Consider the following 18,372-nt stretch of genomic DNA (forward strand, 5'->3'; position numbering starts at 1 on the left):
ATAGACGAATATGGATTATTCAATTTTGGTTCAAAATGCGAAAGATAAATTTTTGTCTTTCATTCAAAGCCACCCTAAGCCAAACTTATCCTATCATAATGTGAGGCATACTGAGGCTGTAGTTGATGCTGCTATTGAAATGGGTGAATTTTATCATTTGTCAGATAGAGAACGATCTTTGTTGCAAGTGGCAGCATGGTTTCATGATATAGGATATTTTAGCAAGGGCTCAGATAATCATGAATCAGAAGGAGCAAACATGGTTGAAAAATTTCTTCAATCATTGGAAATGCCAATCGAAGATATCGAAATAGTTAAAGGTTGTATCGATGCAACTAGAATGCCTCAAAATCCGCATAATTTATTTGAAAAAATTATTTGTGATGCAGATCTTTCACATTTTGGAAAGGAAGATTTCTATGAAAAATCCAAATTGTTAAAGAATGAAATAGAGCAAAGTAAAAATATTGAGATTTCTAAGAAGGATTGGATTATCGGCACGATTACTTTAATGTCTGGTCATCAATATTTTACGGATTATGCTAAGAAAAACTATGGGGAGCAAGCCTTGAAAAATATTGAAATTCTCAGAGATAAATTGATTAAATCGGAGGTCGAAAAAAAAGCAAAAAAAGAAGAAAAAAAAGATGTCGATAAAGTCAAACCAAGTAAAGGTATTGAGACAATGTTTAGAATTACTTCTGGGAATAACCAGAAACTAAGTGATATGGCGGATAACAAAGCTCATATTTTAATAACCGTAAATTCTATTATTTTGTCTGCTATTATTAGTTTGCTTTTGCGTAGATTAGAAAATAATACCTATCTAAGTATTCCGACATTTATAACATTAGGTGTAAGTGTCGTAACTATTATCTTTTCAATATTGGCAACTAGGCCACATCTACCTTCTGGTATATTTACTAAAAAAGATGTAGAAGACAAAAAGGTGAATCTTCTCTTTTTTGGAAATTTTTATAAAATGAGTTTAGAAGAATATACGGTTGGTATGCAAGCCGTAATGAAAGACTATAATTATTTATATGCTACCCTTATTAAAGATGTATATTCTCAAGGCGTAGTGTTAAGCTATAAATATAGATTACTACGGATTGCATATAGCATATTTATGTTTGGTTTAATTATTTCCGTATTGAGTTTTATTATTGCAACTATCATAAACTAGTTAAGATCTCTTATGAGAAGAAGGTTTGTATTTATTTTATTGTTGAATTTGTTTTATACCTTGGTACAAGGTCAGGAGAAGGCTGTGTTAAAGTCAAGAGTGATATTTTTAGGTGATGCTGGGGAGATCAATAAAAGCCAGCAGTCAGTGATACGCTCGGCTTCACAGCAAATTATCAATAATAAAACATCCGTCGTTTTTTTGGGTGATAATGTTTATCCAGATGGAATGTTTACTGAGGATGATCGAAAATATAATGTAGATACGACCATTTTGCGAAGTCAATTTCAACAATTTCGTGATCAAAATGTTCCAGTAATCTTTATTCCTGGAAATCACGATTGGGATAATTCTGGTCCGTATGGATTGCAAAAAACTAAAAATCAATGGGCATTTATTCAGTCAAAGAATGATTCTTTACTTAAATTTTTACCCGAAAATGGGTGCCCCGATCCGGTAGCAATTCCTATAAATGATAGTTTGGTAATTATTTCGATGGATAGTGAATGGTGGTTATTTCCTTTTGATAAAAAGAATGAAGATGCAGACTGTAATTGTAGTACCGATCGTGATGTATTAAATTCATTAGCGGAATTATTATATCAAAATAGAAATAAGACGATTCTTTTTACTACACATCATCCATTCGCAAGTTATGGCAATCATGGTGGTTTTTTTTCATTGAAGGACTATATTTTTCCATTGACAGAACTCAATTCTAGTTTATACCTTCCTCTACCTATTATAGGATCCTTATATCCAATTATTAGAAAAACTTTTAGCAGTGCTGAGGACTTAAATAATCCTCGATATGAAGAAATGGTTCAACGGATTAGTTCCATATTTATGCACTTTCCAAATTTGATTCATATTTCAGGTCATGAACATAATTTACAATTAATAGATAATAAGCAAACGAAACATTTACAGGTGATTAGTGGATCTGTTGCACATAATGGCTATGTGAAAAATGGTAAAGATGCTTTATTTACAAGTAATAAGAATGGATATGTCATCATTGACTATTATGCAAATAATGATATTCAAATAAAATTTTATGAAAATATAAATAATAATTTCGTCAATAATTATAGTTATCATTGGAATCGTTATAAAAATATCCAACAACTAGATGATATTGCGTATGAGGACTTGAAAGGAGATAGTTTAACTATTGCTGTACATCCAGCTTATAATGAAGTCGGAAAATTACATAAATTCATTTATGGGAAAAATTATCGTAAAGAATGGGCTGCTGAAGTCAAACTGCCTATTTTAAGAATTTCCAAAATTGATGGAGGGTTAGAACCTGTAAAATTAGGAGGAGGTTATCAATCTACATCCCTTCGATTAGTTAATCCAGAAGGAAAAGAATTTACTTTACGTTCTGTCGAAAAGTCAACAGACTTAATTATTCCAGATGCATTCAGAGGTACGTTTGTTAAAAATTTATTAGATGACAATACGAGTAGTCAACACCCATATTCAGCTTTAGTTGTTCCGCCGCTTGCACATGCTATAGGGGTGCCTCATTCTGTACCCGAGATAGGTGTTGTTGCTTTTGATAAAAATATGGGCATGTATAAGCGTTTGTTTTATAATAAAGTTGCCTTACTAGAGGATAGAGATCCTCTAGGAAAAACGGATAACTATATTAAATTTATGAACAATCTGCAAAAAGATAATGACAATAGTTATGATGCACCTAATTTTTTGAAGGCTCGTATGTTGGATTTATTATTGGCAGATTGGGATAGGCATGGAGATCAATGGCGTTTTAAAAATTTGAATAAGAAAAAAGAAAATAAATATTACATCGCTATTCCTAGAGATAGGGATATGGTATTTAACAAAACGAACGGTGTAATTCCTCATATGTTCAAAAGAAATTATCTTATGCCGCGCGTTTTTGGGTTTGGAGATAATGTTATGGCAGGTTCTAATTATTATTTTTACAAATCTGCATTTTTGAACGCGCATCCGGCATCTCAGATTCCATATGATGTCTGGATGCGCTTAACTAGAGAATTTAAAACAGAAATGACAGATTCTGTTTTGAAAAAGGGATTAGATCAAATGCCTCCTGTTATTGAAAAAATGAGGTATAATGAACTATACACAGATTTGAAGGATCGTCGTGATGGTATAGAAAAAGCAATGGATAAGTACTATAAATTTTCCAATTATATAGTTGACTTGAAATTGAGTGATAAAAATGAATTGGTAAAATTGATGAATGTGGATAGCGTAAATGCAATCCACTTGATTGTTCAAAAAATATCCAAGCATGGTAAACTTGAAGATACTTTAGTTAATAAGATTTATCCAAAATCAATAACAAAGGAACTACGTATTTATTTGGGTAAAGGAGATGATAGTGTATTGATAGATAATCATTCATCTGTAAGGGTACGTATAATTGGAGGAAAAGGGGATAAAATTTATCATGTTGAAAATTCAAAAAAGAGAATTCGTATATATGACAGAAAAGAAGAGTTTTACAGTGGCGATACCAAAAAATTAAGTTATCACATATCAAAAGATAGTGCTAATCTTAGTTTTATTCCAACAAATTTATATAATACTATCGTTCCTAACTTGACCTTTGCATATAATCCAGATGATGGTATATTTCTAGGTGCAGCTAGTACAATTACACGACAAAGAGGTTTTAGAAAATCTCCTTATACCTCATTGCAACAAATTACAGCTACGCATGCCTTCAACACTAATGCATTTAATCTGAAGTATTACGGAGAGTGGTTAGATGTTTTTGGTAAAACAGATTTTGTTTTGAATACGATTATTAAAGCTCCAAATAATACACAGAATTTTTTTGGTGTTGGTAATGAAACTGTGTATGACAAAGATATACCTAATTTTAGGCGATATTATAGATCAAGATTTACTATTATAGATATCAACCCTTCACTGAGATGGAATGGAAAAAAGAAAAATTATTTTTCTGCTGGGCTTAGTTATCAATATTACCATTTGGGAGTGGATGAAAATACGGGAAGGTTTATTTTGAATACGGGTGAACTAAATTCAAATGATAGTGCTAGTATTAGAAATGATAAATCATATTTGGGTATTCGTATGTCCTATGTTTCAGATCGAAGAAATAATGCGATTTTACCTACCTATGGTTCATATTTTTACATAAGTACAGATGCTCAAACGGGATTAAATACCTATTCAAAATCTTATATTCAGATTAAACCACAGTTTTCTTTTTACAGAAATTTAAATAATAAAAGAAGTCTTGTTTTTGCAGATAGGATAGGAGGAGGAGTAACATTAGGAAATGCACCTTTTTATGAATCAATGTTTTTGGGAGGACAAGGTAACTTGTTAGGATATAGGCAATACCGATTTGCGGGTCAACATGCTTTTTATAATAATTTAGAATTGAGGTGGGCGATGGCGGATTTTGGAAATTATGTATTAAAAGGAGAATTGGGCTTGACTGGGTTTTATGATGTTGGGCGTGTTTGGGTTGATCATGAATATTCTAATAAATGGCATAATGCAATTGGTGGAGGGGTGTATTTTGCTCCAGCAAAATTGGCTGTATTTAGATTAACAATAGGTAAAACAACAGAAGGCTGGTATCCTGTATTTGGAATGGGTATGCGTTTTTAACCAAAAAGAGGATCATTGGATATGATCCTCTTTTTGGTTGCTAGTTATTGCCATTGAATGGTAATGTCTCCTGAGTTAGAATTTATTTTCATCGGTATTCCTCCGCCATTTATTTTCCCTATGATATATTTATTTGTGGCTCCTTTTCCGTCACTGAAATGATTTAAACTATTACAACTAATATTACTACCATGAATGTCCAAATCTGCAGCTATAGATTGTGGCGCTTTTAAATGCACATCACCAGAGGTGGTCACAATATTTATTTTTTCTTGAGGGATACTTATTGCTACGTTAACATCTCCACTAGTTGCATTTGCTTGTACAGATCCTTTTAGTAATTCTAGGGAAATATCTCCGCTAGTACTTTCTGACGTTGTATTTCCATAGTGCTTTTGGGCAATGATATCTCCACTAGTTGTAATTGCATTGAGTTCGCTACTACAATTTGTTAGAGTTATATCACCACTAGTAGAATGAAAATAAATTTTATTAGAAACGACATCTGTAAATGTTCCATCTCCACTTGTACAACTCATACTAATATTTCCCTTTATTTTTGAGAAAATAGCATCTCCACTAGTAGAAGTGTAATTGTGCGTTCCTGTAAGATTACTCATTTTTAAATCCCCAGAAGTTGTTTCTATCTGTGTATTCAAATTAGAAGATGTGTGTATTACAAAGTAAAATTGTACAGAATTATTATTGGAAAATGAGATGTTTTTTTGTCTAATTGCCTCGATATTTAAAAGATGATTATCCGTAACGATGTTTAAAGTATAATTGTTGGATATTAATTTTTCAATATCTTCTTTTTTCAATTTTTTGTTAGCGGCTTTTGCATATACTTCGACATATGGTGCTGTGTTGTCATCTCCGATTATTTCAAAATCCGCACTTGTTGCATTGCCTTTCAGGTCTTTAATTGATGCTTTTTGTAAGTCAATTTTCTGAATCAATTCTTTTTTACTATTAGAAAAAGATAGGTTATTATTGTCCTCATCATTCGTGTTTATGTATATTTTACAAGCTGAAAATGAAATAATGGATAATGATAAGATGGTGAAAATTTTTTTCATGTATTATATTTTAAACTAAGACGAATCGGAGAATAGATTTGTTACAATCTGTTTAGAATTTTTTCATTACCTTTATATTACACTTCTATTTTTGACATAAAGAAATTTGAATGGCTAAAGTATCCTTACTATTGACATTTATGCTGATAATTTTTGTAGATATTCTTGTTAAGAAGAAAAATAAAGAAAGAAAATTATTTATCAGGCAATTATCCCATGATGGTTGTGAATTCTTTAGTTAGTGTCTGATTAATTATATTTTATTGTAAAAAAATTAAAAATTCTTCAATATTCTAAGTTTATAAATTATTGCTGTATTCGTTAAAAGCAGTGTTACTTATATTTCTCCAATTCGCATTTTCTTCTTTGTAATTATTGTGTATTAGATACTCTTATTTATATTAAAATATTGTACAATATTTATACATTCTGATTGATAAAGAAAGATAATATGTATGTCTTGTTTTTTATAGGAAAAAATATGGAAAGTTTTATTTAAACGACTACCAACGCTGTAAATTATCCCACTTTTATATGTAAACTTAAACTACATCAACCTTTTTTCTTGATGTATTTCATTTTTAGAGAAGGGCCACCCATGTAATTTTGTCACTGTAAATACAAGTGTAAAATCTCCTAACATGGAGCAATAAAAAGTAAAAGATGAATCAAGAAGATCAAGAATTACAGACAGAAAAAAAGGGAAATAAGGTTTTGGTGGTAGGTGCAAGTGGGCTGATAGGTATCTCGGCTATCGAGGCATTTTTGGATGCGGGATGGATAGTTGTTGGTGCTTCAAGACGCAAACCGATATTGTTAAGCGGACGTACCTTGGAACATATAAAAGTTGATCTGCTTAATAAAGAAGATGTTTTCAAAACTTTTCAAAAATACAAAGACATTACACACGTAGTATACGCGGCACTGTACGAAAAGCCTAATGATCTTGTCGCAGGCTGGTCCGATGAGGAACAAATAAAGATAAATGACCAAATGCTGCGCAATGTGATAGAGCCCCTGATTGCAGTGGGTGCACCTTTAAAACATGTGTCCATTTTACAAGGAACAAAAGCTTACGGTGTTCATCTCCACCCGATCAATATTCCCGCAAGAGAAAGTGATCCACGCGATAATCACCCCAATTTCTATTTTGATCAACAGGATTATATTAGTGAAGCGGGTATCAAACACGGTTTTCATTGGACTGTATTACGACCACAATTGGTAACAGGTAAGATCGCAGGGGCGTTGAATATCCTTCCGGCTATTGGAGTGTATGCGGCAATTCGTAAAGAAAAAGGAGAATCATTTAGTTTTCCAGGTGGACCATCTTTTGTTTGGGAACTAGCGGATGCAGATCTTGTAGGGCAAGTGTTGCTTTGGTCAGCAACCTCTCCGAATGCCGCTGACGAGATTTTTAATGTTACCAATGGTGATGTATTTGAATGGCGTTCTGTCTGGCCGGCACTAGCCAAAACATTGGATGTACAGACAGGTGTAGATCATAGTTTTAGTATGGCAGCTTATATAGAAGAAAATAAGGACGTTTGGGCAAAAGTCGTAGAAAAATATGGGTTGCTTAATCATGACCTGAATGCATTTATTGGTCAAGGACATGCGCATGCAGACTTTGCCTTTGCTTATGGAGCACCACAAGGGCCCGTTGCATTTGTAAGTACGATTAAGTTGCGTCAGGCCGGTTTCTTCAAAGTTATCGACACTAGGGATGCGCTTACCGAAGCGTTGCAATCCTTTATAGACAGAAAGCTACTACCTCCGTCCATCGCATAGAATTTGGGTAAAAACTATCTCTATTTGTTCAATCAAGCGTTTTGGTTCTTTTCTTCCCTATTCAGGCACAAAAAAATACAACTATAGTATTTTTTTTGTGCCTATTTTTTATTGGTTGTGGATCCTTACTCTTATGCATTAAAAATAAAAAGTGTTAAGTTATTTTTATCTGTTTCTTTAAACCGATTATTTGTTTTATTTTGGTACTTTATACCAGTAAATAATCATCACTTGGATCCATATGCAATATTAGAGGCGTATTTGAATAAAAAAGCTCATTTTTCCAAAGAGGAGACATCGATATTTTTGGAAGCCTTTGAACTCAAAAAACTGAAGAAACGTCAATTTATTATTCAGCCCAATTTTGTAGCTAATCATCGCAATTTTGTGGTGGAGGGTTCACTAAGAGCCTATATCGTTTCAGATAACGGCACTAATCATACTATACAGCTCGCAATAAAAGATTGGTGGATCTCGGACTATAATTCTTATATATACCAGCAGCCTGCGACGATGTTCGTCATCGCAATGGAAGATTCTGTCGTATTGCAAATCTCCTATGAAAAAGAGAAGGAATTAAAAGCTTCTCACTATGCATTTGAAACTTTTTTTCGCGAGATGGCTGAGCGCTCTGCGGCTTATATGCAAAGACGGATTATTTCTAATTTAGTATTGGATGCCGAAGCACGATACGTCCATTTTCTAGAAACCTATCCAGATATAGTCGCTACTATTCCACAGTACGCGCTCGCTTCATTTTTAGGTATGTCTACAGAATTTTTATCCAGAATCCGTAGCAAACGATCCAAAAAAAATTGAACTAGATAATGGTTATCTCTTTGTATTTTTCATTTTTGTGATCCTTTTTATCGATAATATAGTGCCGTTAAAAATAATAAAAACTACAATAGAAATTCAATATTACACATTCTGTGTACTTCAAGGTATGTCGCCCAAAAGGTTAGCCAGATTTCTCACCTCCAGAATATCTTTATCTTTCACAGTTAGGGAGCATTATTTTAATTTTTTTCAGCAGATTTATAAGTGTAATTTGGATACAAATATTAATCTTGCCTAATATTTCAAGAATTTCTTCGGTTAGGTTTATATTCTTCCTTTTCATATTTTGTTATTTGAAATCAAAACTAGGTAGTGCATTTCATTCAATGAAAACGGCTTGAATTAGGCTACAATTAATTGTTCATTAAATGGTTGCTAAATAATTAAAACGTTATTATTTAGAGAGGTTTTTTTACTTCTATGATAAGCAATTTTTTGCTTTTTTGAGCGCTAAAAATAATGGAAATTAGGAAAATATACTTCTGTACCAAATAAAAAAGCAGCTATGAATTAAACTTCATAACTGCTTGATTTTTAAGTGACCCCGTCAGGATTCAAACCTGAAACCTACTGATCCGTAGTCAGTTACTCTATTCAGTTGAGCTACGGGGCCATTCCCTTATTGGGGTTGCAAAGATAGGATTGTTTTGTTTTATTGCAAAATAAAATCGTAACTTTTTATCAGAAAATGTGGAGTTTGATAAACTAACTATTGATAGTTTATTAAAATATGTGGATTGATTTGAATTATATATACAATATTTTAACTTTTGTTAGATGGATATTAATAAATAGCCTATTTGTGTGAAATTTATTAATTCGAATGTCGAAAAATTGTTATATCTTAGTGCTCCATTTTTTTAATTGTTTTACTTGTAATTCGAGTTGTTTATGCCTTTAGAGCCAATTAGAAAAGGACTGTATGATCCGTCCTTTGAGCATGATGCGTGTGGAGTAGGATTTGTAGCGGATATTCATGGCCATAAATCCCATAAAAATGTCGAGGATGCACTTACCGTATTGGAAAATATGGAGCATCGCGGTGCAAGTGGTTTTGAATTTAATACTGGCGACGGTGCTGGTATTATGATTCAATTGCCACATGAGTTTTTCTTTGACGAATGTATAAAGTTAGGAGTACATCTTCCTGCTTATTCAAGATATGGAGTCGGTGTATTATTTTTCCCTAAAGAGATCCGATTGCGAGAGGAGTGTAGGGAAATATTTAATCGATGTGCTGAGCAACTCGGATTGGAAATTCTATTATATAGACAAGTTCCTGTAAATCAAGAAGGTATTGGTTCGATTGCATTATCTGTAGAGCCAGAAATGGAGCATGTTTTTATTGCATGTCCAGACTATATTACGGATGCTGAAAATTTTGAAAGAAAATTATTTGTTTTAAAAAATTATGCGTCGCATTTGATCGCCAATACAGTGAAGAAAGATGAGGTTGGTTTTTATATTGCCTCCATGTCTTATCGTACGATTGTATATAAAGGTCAATTTACAAGTCATCAAGTTCGTTCTTATTTTCCTGACTTAAACAATAAGCGTTTAGTTTCCTCTTTTGGTTTAGTGCATTCTCGTTTTGCCACGAATACTTTTCCTTCTTGGGGATTGGCACAGCCATTTAGATATATCGCGCATAATGGAGAAATCAATACTTTACAAGGAAATCTAAACTGGTTAAAATCAGGAGAAAAAGGATTTGTTTCTTCCTATTTTACCAAAGAAGAATTGGATATGATTCGCCCAATTGTAGGCGGCGCGCAATCTGATTCAGCGAGTTTGGATAATATGGTAGAGTTGCTACACCTTTCAGGTCGCTCTCTTCCACACGTTTTGATGATGTTGGTTCCAGAAGCATGGGATGGAAATGAGCAAATGGATCCATTATTGAAAGACTTCTACGAATATAATGCCGCTTTATCCGAACCATGGGACGGTCCTGCTTCTATTGCATTTACAGATGGTAAAATAATCGGTGCGACTTTAGATAGAAATGGTTTACGCCCTTCTAGATATTGTATTACAAAAGAAGGTAGAATTATTTTGGCCTCAGAGAGTGGTACACTTCCAGTTGATCCAGAATCGATTGTTTCTTATGGCAAACTACAACCAGGTAAAATGTTTGTAGTGGATATGGAAAAAGGAATTGTCATCGATAATGATACGATTAAGGCGGAAATCTGTAAGAAAAAGCCTTATGGTGAATGGTTGACACAATATAAAATAAGACTAGAAGAATTACCCGAACCAAGGGTGATGTTTACACACTTAAGTCACTCTGAAATTATTAAATTTCAAAAGGCTTATGGATATACACAAGAGGATTTGAAATCTATCATTTTGCCCATGGCAATTGATGGAAAAGAACCTTTGGGAGCGATGGGTGTCGATGTTCCTTTGGCTGTATTGAGTGATCAGCCACAACATTTAAGTAGTTATTTTAAACAATTATTTGCACAAGTAACCAATCCGCCAATTGACCCGATTAGAGAAAGATTGGTGATGTCTTTGGCAACTTTTGTTGGAAATAGTGGTAATTTATTGGAAGAAGATGCGTTGGCTTGTCATACGTTGGTATTGAAGCAACCGGTACTTACCAATAAAGAATTGGAAAAATTACGTAGTATCGATACGGGTATTTTCCAAGCGAAAACTTTGCAAATGTATTTCCGTGCCAACGGAGAAGCTGGTGCTTTAAAAGCGGGTATCGAAAGACTTTGTCGTTATTCGGTAGATGCTGTGAATGACGGTTTTGAAGTGATCGTATTGAGCGATAGAGCGATAGATAGTGAACATGCGGCAATTCCGTCTTTATTGGCGGTTTCAGCTGTGCATCACCATTTGATCAGAAAAGGATTGAGAGGTAAAGTTGGTTTGGTCGTTGAAGCTGGTGATATTTGGGAAACGCATCATTTTGCATGTTTGTTGGGTTTTGGTGCCACTGCAATCAATCCATATTTAGCATTCTCTTCTATTCGAATGATGAAAGAAGATGGACGCATTGATTCTATGGAATCCGTGGATAGTTTGTTCGACAATTATATCCATGCAGTTTGTGAAGGTTTGTTTAAGATTTTCTCTAAAATGGGAATTTCCACTTTACAATCTTATCAAGGCGCACAAATATTTGAAATACTTGGTATTAAAAAAGAGGTGGTTGAGCGATATTTCACAGGTGCAGTTACAAGATTTCAAGGAATTGGTTTGGATGAAATAGCAAAAGAGAGTTTGTACAAACATCAATTTGCTTTTCCGAAAAAAGAAATTCCGGTGGAATTGTTGCCTGTCGGAGGTTTGTATCAATGGCGTAGAAAAGGGGAAGCACATTTGTTTAACCCGACTACGATTCATTTATTACAACATTCTACGCGTACCAATGATTATAGTTTGTATAAAAAATATGCAAAAGCAATCAATGATCAAGAGGAAAAAGCCATCACGCTTAGAAGTTTGTTAGAATTTGTTGGGAAAAAACCTTCGATTTCTATAGATGAAGTTGAGCCCGCAGAAAGTATTTATCATCGATTTGCGACTGGTGCGATGAGTTTTGGCTCGATTTCATGGGAAGCGCATACGACTTTGGCAATTGCGATGAACAGAATCGGTGCAAAAAGTAATACGGGAGAAGGAGGAGAAGATGAAAGCCGCTATCAACCTATGGAAAATGGGGATAGTATGCGTTCTGCAATCAAACAAGTTGCATCTGCACGTTTTGGTGTGACGAGTTACTATTTGACAGAAGCAGATGAATTACAAATAAAAATGGCACAAGGTGCCAAACCTGGAGAAGGAGGTCAATTGCCAGGATTTAAAGTGGATGAATGGATTGGTAAGACACGTCATAGTACGCCGGGTGTTGGTTTGATTAGTCCGCCACCGCATCATGATATTTATTCTATCGAAGATTTGGCTCAGTTAATTTACGATTTGAAAAATGCCAATAGAAAAGCAAGAATCAATGTAAAATTGGTGTCCAAATCGGGGGTCGGTACTATCGCTGCTGGTGTTGTAAAAGCCAAAGCAGATGTAGTTTTAATTTCTGGTTTCGATGGTGGTACAGGTGCTTCTCCGCAAAGTTCGATCAAACATGCAGGTCTTCCTTGGGAACTTGGTTTGGCGGAAACGCATCAAACTTTGGTGATGAATAAGTTACGTTCTCGTGTTGTCGTGCAAGCGGATGGACAGATGAAAACGGGTCGTGACCTTGCTGTTGCGGCTTTATTAGGTGCAGAAGAATGGGGTGTTGCAACTGCTGCGTTAGTGGTAGAAGGTTGTATTATGATGCGTAAATGCCATCTAAATACTTGTCCTGTAGGTATCGCAACACAAGATGAAGAATTAAGAAAAAGATTCACTGGTGCCGCAGATCACGTGGTAAACTATATCAATTTCATGGTACAAGAGTTACGTGAAATTATGGCGGAATTGGGATATCGTACCGTCAATGAAATGATCGGTCAAGTGGATAGTTTGAAATTACGTGACAATATTGCACATTGGAAATACAAACATTTGGATTTATCTCCGATTTTGTACAAACAACCAGATGATAGCGACACAACGTTATATCATACAGAAGATCAAGATCATGCCTTAGAAGATATTTTGGATTGGCAGATGGTGAAAGCTGCGATGCCGGCATTAGAAGCTGGGCAAAAGGTATCTGCTGCATTCCCAATTAGAAATGTCAATCGTACTGTAGGAACCCTTCTTTCTAATGAAATCACCAAATTGTACAAAGATGCTGGACTTCCTGAAGATACAATCAAAATGAAGTTCTTCGGAACTGCTGGACAAAGTTTCGGAAGCTTCGCTGCAAAAGGTTTGACTTTGGAATTAGAAGGTGATGGCAATGATTATTTCGGTAAAGGACTAAGCGGTGCGAAAGTAATCGTTTATCCATCCAAAAAAGCAACGTTCAAAGCAGAAGAAAATATCATTATCGGAAATACCGCCTTCTATGGTGCGACTTCTGGTGAAGCATTTGTTCGTGGTAAAGCAGGTGAACGTTTCTGCGTAAGAAATTCTGGTGCGAAAGTCGTAGTTGAAGGTTTGGGCGCGCATGGTTGCGAATATATGACGGGTGGTATTGTAGTCGTACTAGGAGCCGTTTCCAAAAATTTCGGTGCGGGTATGAGTGGCGGTATCGCTTATGTCTACGATGTAAATAATGAATTACCACAATTATATAATCCGGAAATGGTGGATTTAGATCCGGTAATCGAGCAAGAAGATATACAAGAATTAGCGACTTTGTTGGAAAAACATGCTGCAAATACAGAAAGTCCTGTGGCTGATTTCCTTTTGAATGATTTAGAAAATCAATTGAAGCATTTTGTAAAAGTTTTCCCACGTGAATACAAGAAAGTATTGGCGGAAAGAAAGAAAAAAGAATTGTCTATTTCTTAATCTCAACAAAGCGATTATTTATTTAAAAAATTTTTGAATCTTACTATTATGGGGCATAAAACCGGATTTATAGATTATACAAGAGAAGAACCAAATTACCGTTCGATCGAAGAACGTGTAAGTGATTATAAAGAATTTCATGAAAAATATACACCTTCCAACTTGAATCATCAAGCGGCAAGATGTATGGATTGTGGTGTGCCATTTTGTACAAATGGTTGTCCTTTGGGAAATGTGATTCCAGATTTCAATGATGCGGTTTATAGAGGTGCATGGAAAGAAGCGTATGATATTTTATCTTCTACAAATAATTTCCCCGAATTTACAGGCCGTATTTGCCCAGCACCTTGCGAAAGCGCTTGTGTTTTAGGCATCAATCAACCTCCTGTGACAATTGAAGAAATCGAAAAGCATATCATCGAAATTGCATTCGAACAAGGTTTTGTTCAACCTAGAATACCTAAAACAAGATCGGGTAAAAAAGTGGCGGTAATTGGTTCTGGTCCTGCGGGATTGGCGGCAGCTGCACAATTGAACTATGCGGGTCATACGGTAACCGTTTACGAACGTGATGATGAACCAGGTGGTTTGTTGGTATATGGAATTCCCGATTTTAAATTGGAAAAATGGGTAGTCAAAAGAAGAATTGATATTTTAAAAGAAGAAGGTATTATTTTCAAATGCAATGCTAATGTTGGCGTCAATGTGAAAATTAATGACCTTCTTCGAGAAAATCAAGCGATTATATTAGCAACGGGTTCAACTGTTCCAAGAGAATTAGAAATTCCCGGTCGTGACTTAAAAGGTATTTTCCCTGCTATGGAGTTTTTGAAACAACAAAATAAAATCAATTTAGGGAAAGATCCATTAGGTGGAAAAGGAATCGAGAGTAACGTTGCGTCTGAACTTATTTCAGCCGCTGACAAAAAAGTTGTCGTAATAGGAGGTGGTGATACAGGAAGCGATTGCGTTGGTACAAGTAATCGCCAAGGAGCAACTTCCATCATGCAATTGACACATGGACCAAAACCTCCATCTGATCGTACCGATTATATGCCTTGGCCAGGCGTTCCAGCGATATTTACAACATCCTCCTCTCAAGAAGAAGGTGTGATTAGAGAATTTGGCTTGGCGCCGTTGTCTTTTGTAGGTGATGAAAATGGAAATCTTACAGGGTTGAAAGTGGCTTCTTTGGAATGGCAAATTAGTGAAAAAGGCAAACGTATAGGAAGTATACACAAAATAGGAAGTGAAAAAATCATTCCTTGTGATGTAGCATTGCTTGCAATGGGATTCATTCATCCGCAACACGAAGGACTTTTGGATGAATTAGGTGTTGAGCTAGATTTGAACGGAAATGTAAAGGCTAATAACAAAAATTTCGTTACCAATATTTCCAAAATCTATGCATGTGGTGACGCAAGAAAAGGACAATCTTTGGTTGTTTGGGCGATTAGTGAAGGACGCGAATGTGCTAGAATCGTTGATGAAGCATTGAGTAATGGAATATCCGAATTAGAATCAAAAGATGAGAATATTTTGATTGCAAATGGTTAATTTTCAAATAATTATATTGTAACAAAGGTTGCCAATATTGGCAACCTTTGTTATTTTTTTTCTCGCCGAAACATTCGTCAGGGACAAATGATGTTTAGTCTCTCCCTGAGATAATGCGTTACTCTTTCTTTGAATGGGACAGTAACGGAAAAATAAAGTCGTCTGAAGGCTATCCATTGGGATATTTGAATATAATTCTTACGTTTATTATTAGTTTGTTAATACAATCGGATTAAAAATCTTGTATTTTTTGCAATGAAATTGTCACTGAAGAGTCCGCGGCTTATTTTTTTAATAGCAGTTTTCCATGAATTTCTTCTTTGAATTCATGTTTGTATCTTCTGTGTGACCAAAGATAATTGGCTGGATTTTTTCGGATGGAGGCTTCTAAGAATTTTACAAATTCAACAATCAATTCACCAGATTGTAATTCGCGAGCATTTTTCGTTAATAGGGTTAGTTCGGCTTTATAATAACCTCGTCTTTCTGGGAAAATATTACAAAACACTATTGCGGTATTATAAAATCTAGCACTTTTTTCAGGTCCATTTACAAATGGTGCATTTTTTCCAAAAAATGGAACCCAATTGGCATATTCTGGACCGCCGGGATTCTGATCACTTACTAATAGTTGTGCAAAATGTTTTCTTCTATAAGGTTGAAAATCATGTCCATATGTATGTGCTGAAATTAGTTTGCTTCCAAATCGGCTTCGTAAATTTTGAAACACACGATTAATTGCTTGGTTCTTAATCGGCATATATACAAGCAATAAGTTTTCACAATCAAATTTTTCAGAAAATGCTAAATTGGCAAATTCCCAATTAAAAAAATGTCCTAAAAGCACATTAAAGCTTTTTCCTTCTTTTTTCAATTCTTCCAAAATAGAAAGATCTACTTGAAAATGATGGCGAATACGTCTACGAGGCAGCGTGAATAATTTGATTGTTTCGATGAAATTATCAGTAAGTAGGTAATAGAATTTATGGCAAATTTGTTTTCTTTCTGCTAATGTTTTTTCGGGAAATGCAATTTCTAAATTATTTAAAATGATAGTTCTTCTATACTTCACAACTTTTTCCAATGTAAAAGCCGCCAAGTCACTAATCAAATAGAGAATTGGAAAGGGTAATAAAGATAGCAGGTAAAGAAAACTGTAAGCTATATAATACATCGACAACGCAAAACTATAAAATTATATTTTGTAATAATGGGCTTTTTTCAGGATAATCTGTATTGTAGTGCAATCCACGGCTTTCTTTTCTGAATTGTGCGGATTTTACAATCAAATATCCAACCGTAATAAGGTTGCGCAATTGGCATAATTGCGGAGACACTTTTGTGGATTTATACATTTTTTCCGTTTCTTCAAATAACAAATCTAAACGAGTCAAGGCTCTATCCAGACGAATATTGTTGCGAACAATACCGACATAATTACTCATTATTTGTTCCAATTCCTTACGACTTTGTGTAATCAAAATCATTTCTTTAGGATCGCTAGTTCCTTTAGTATTCCAATCAGGAATGTCCGTTTCTTTCAAATCATTGGCAATTCCAGCCCTAATTTTTCTTTCTGTATCCACATAGGCACGATGTCCGAATACCATTGCTTCTAGCAAACTATTAGAAGCAAGACGATTAGCGCCATGTAAGCCCGTACTGCTACATTCTCCGCATGCATATAGATTGAGTATGGAAGTTCGCGCCCACTCATCCGTTTTAATTCCTCCACAACTATAATGCGCTGCGGGCGCTACCGGAATCATATTTTGGAATACATCTATACCAATATTCAAACAATGCTCGTATATATTTGGAAAATGATGTTTGAATTTTTCCTCATCCATCGCACGACAATCTAACCAAACATGTTCGGCACCGTCTTTTTTCATTTCATTGTCTATTGCTCTTGCGACGATATCTCTAGGGGCAAGATCTTTGCGTGGATCATATTTTTCCATAAAGGCTTCATTTTTGTTATTACGCAAAATCGCACCGTCGCCACGGACAGCTTCGGAAATCAAGAAAGAAGGAGATAAGCCCGGTTCAAATAAAGCAGTTGGGTGAAATTGAATGAATTCCATATTTTCAATACGACCTTTTGCACGATACACCATAGCTACACCATCCCCTGTTGCAATCGTAGGATTGGTCGTAGTTTTGTAGACTTGACCACAACCGCCGGAAGCTAATAATGTAATATTAGAAAGAATTTTTTCAATTTTGTTGGTTTTCAGATTAAGCACATACACTCCAAAACAACGAATGTCGTGTGTCGATTTTGTAACTAGAAAACCCAAATGGTGCTGCGTAATTAGATCGAGAACATAGCAATTTTTCAATAATTCAATATTGGGAAGGGTTTTCATTTTTTGGATCAATGTGCGCTCCATTTCCCAACCTGTAATATCCTTATAATGCAAAATTCTAAATTCGCTATGTCCACCTTCTCTGCCTAAAGCGTATTCTCCTGCCTCCGTCTTGTCAAAGTCTGCTCCATATTGGATAATTTCCTTAATGCGCGTAGGACCTTCTTTTACGACGATCTCGACAGATTCTTTATTGCACAATCCATCCCCAGCAATCAGCGTATCTTCGATATGTTTTTCATAACTATCATGCTCTTTATCCCAAACGCCAGCAACGCCGCCTTGTGCATACTTGGTGTTTGTTTCCTCTGTTTGAGTTTTTGTTATTATCGTAATTTTTTTGTCTGGGTACTTCTGTGCCACTTTTATAGCGTATGTCAATCCGGCGATACCGCTACCTATTATCAAAAAATCTGTCTGCATATCCATTGTTTAACACAAAAAAGAAAGTATGCAAACGTACGAAAAAAGGATTTTGTCA

9 protein-coding genes and 1 tRNA gene are annotated in these 18,372 nt (G+C 35.0%); 6 read left to right on the forward strand and 4 right to left on the reverse strand.

Going from position 1 to position 18,372, the window contains the following annotated elements; translation table 11 throughout:
• Window positions 1–10: 10 nt before the first annotated feature.
• Window positions 11–1,186, forward strand: a complete 1,176-nt coding sequence (locus E0W69_RS00900) for a Pycsar system effector family protein (protein ID WP_131328155.1) — start codon at window positions 11–13, stop codon at window positions 1,184–1,186.
• 12 nt (window positions 1,187–1,198) lie between these two features.
• The gene (locus tag E0W69_RS00905) at window positions 1,199–4,831 is read left to right on the forward strand and encodes a BamA/TamA family outer membrane protein (protein ID WP_131328156.1); all 3,633 of its coding nucleotides are present in this window, start codon (window positions 1,199–1,201) and stop codon (window positions 4,829–4,831) included.
• A gap of 44 nt (window positions 4,832–4,875) precedes the next feature.
• On the opposite strand, the gene E0W69_RS00910 is transcribed toward E0W69_RS00905, so the two are convergent.
• Window positions 4,876–5,910 (reverse strand): DUF4097 family beta strand repeat-containing protein, encoded by a 1,035-nt coding sequence (locus E0W69_RS00910; RefSeq protein ID WP_131328157.1) that lies wholly within the window; start codon window positions 5,908–5,910, stop codon window positions 4,876–4,878.
• A gap of 663 nt (window positions 5,911–6,573) precedes the next feature.
• On the opposite strand from E0W69_RS00910, the gene E0W69_RS00915 reads away from it, so the two are divergent.
• Together E0W69_RS00915 and E0W69_RS00920 are read left to right on the forward strand one after the other, a co-directional pair.
• Complete coding sequence (locus tag E0W69_RS00915) at window positions 6,574–7,701, forward strand: SDR family oxidoreductase (protein ID WP_131328158.1); 1,128 nt, start codon at window positions 6,574–6,576, stop codon at window positions 7,699–7,701.
• A 231-nt stretch (window positions 7,702–7,932) separates the two neighbouring features.
• On the forward strand, window positions 7,933–8,520 hold the full coding sequence (locus E0W69_RS00920; RefSeq protein WP_131328159.1) for a Crp/Fnr family transcriptional regulator: 588 nt from the start codon (window positions 7,933–7,935) through the stop codon (window positions 8,518–8,520).
• A 560-nt stretch (window positions 8,521–9,080) separates the two neighbouring features.
• On the opposite strand, the gene E0W69_RS00925 is transcribed toward E0W69_RS00920, so the two are convergent.
• A tRNA-Arg gene (locus E0W69_RS00925) sits at window positions 9,081–9,154 on the reverse strand.
• A gap of 278 nt (window positions 9,155–9,432) precedes the next feature.
• Here E0W69_RS00925 and gltB point away from each other — a divergent pair.
• Window positions 9,433–13,962, forward strand: a complete 4,530-nt coding sequence (gene gltB, locus E0W69_RS00930; protein ID WP_131328160.1) for a glutamate synthase large subunit — start codon at window positions 9,433–9,435, stop codon at window positions 13,960–13,962.
• A 48-nt stretch (window positions 13,963–14,010) separates the two neighbouring features.
• Window positions 14,011–15,519: a glutamate synthase subunit beta gene (locus E0W69_RS00935; RefSeq protein ID WP_131328161.1), complete on the forward strand. Its 1,509-nt coding sequence runs from the start codon at window positions 14,011–14,013 to the stop codon at window positions 15,517–15,519.
• A 283-nt stretch (window positions 15,520–15,802) separates the two neighbouring features.
• On the opposite strand, the gene E0W69_RS00940 is transcribed toward E0W69_RS00935, so the two are convergent.
• Together E0W69_RS00940 and nadB are read right to left on the reverse strand one after the other, a co-directional pair.
• Window positions 15,803–16,630, reverse strand: coding sequence for a lysophospholipid acyltransferase family protein (locus E0W69_RS00940; protein ID WP_255478214.1), 828 nt, complete (start codon window positions 16,628–16,630; stop codon window positions 15,803–15,805).
• 76 nt (window positions 16,631–16,706) lie between these two features.
• Complete coding sequence (gene nadB / locus E0W69_RS00945) at window positions 16,707–18,314, reverse strand: L-aspartate oxidase (RefSeq protein ID WP_131328163.1); 1,608 nt, start codon at window positions 18,312–18,314, stop codon at window positions 16,707–16,709.
• Window positions 18,315–18,372 lie beyond the last annotated feature (58 nt).

Source organism: Rhizosphaericola mali (genome assembly GCF_004337365.2).
GTDB classification, from domain to species: Bacteria; Bacteroidota; Bacteroidia; order Chitinophagales; family Chitinophagaceae; genus Rhizosphaericola; species Rhizosphaericola mali.

Bases quoted from the DNA above. Each gene is read 5' to 3' on its own strand.
- E0W69_RS00915 (WP_131328158.1), top strand. From the start codon at position 6,574: ATGAATCAAGAAGATCAAGAATTACAGACAGAAAAAAAGGGAAATAAG.
- E0W69_RS00900 (WP_131328155.1), top strand. From the start codon at position 11: ATGGATTATTCAATTTTGGTTCAAAATGCGAAAGATAAATTTTTGTCT.
- E0W69_RS00910 (WP_131328157.1), bottom strand. From the start codon at position 5,910: ATGAAAAAAATTTTCACCATCTTATCATTATCCATTATTTCATTTTCA.
- E0W69_RS00935 (WP_131328161.1), top strand. From the start codon at position 14,011: ATGGGGCATAAAACCGGATTTATAGATTATACAAGAGAAGAACCAAAT.
- nadB (WP_131328163.1), bottom strand. From the start codon at position 18,314: ATGCAGACAGATTTTTTGATAATAGGTAGCGGTATCGCCGGATTGACA.
- E0W69_RS00905 (WP_131328156.1), top strand. From the start codon at position 1,199: ATGAGAAGAAGGTTTGTATTTATTTTATTGTTGAATTTGTTTTATACC.
- gltB (WP_131328160.1), top strand. From the start codon at position 9,433: ATGCCTTTAGAGCCAATTAGAAAAGGACTGTATGATCCGTCCTTTGAG.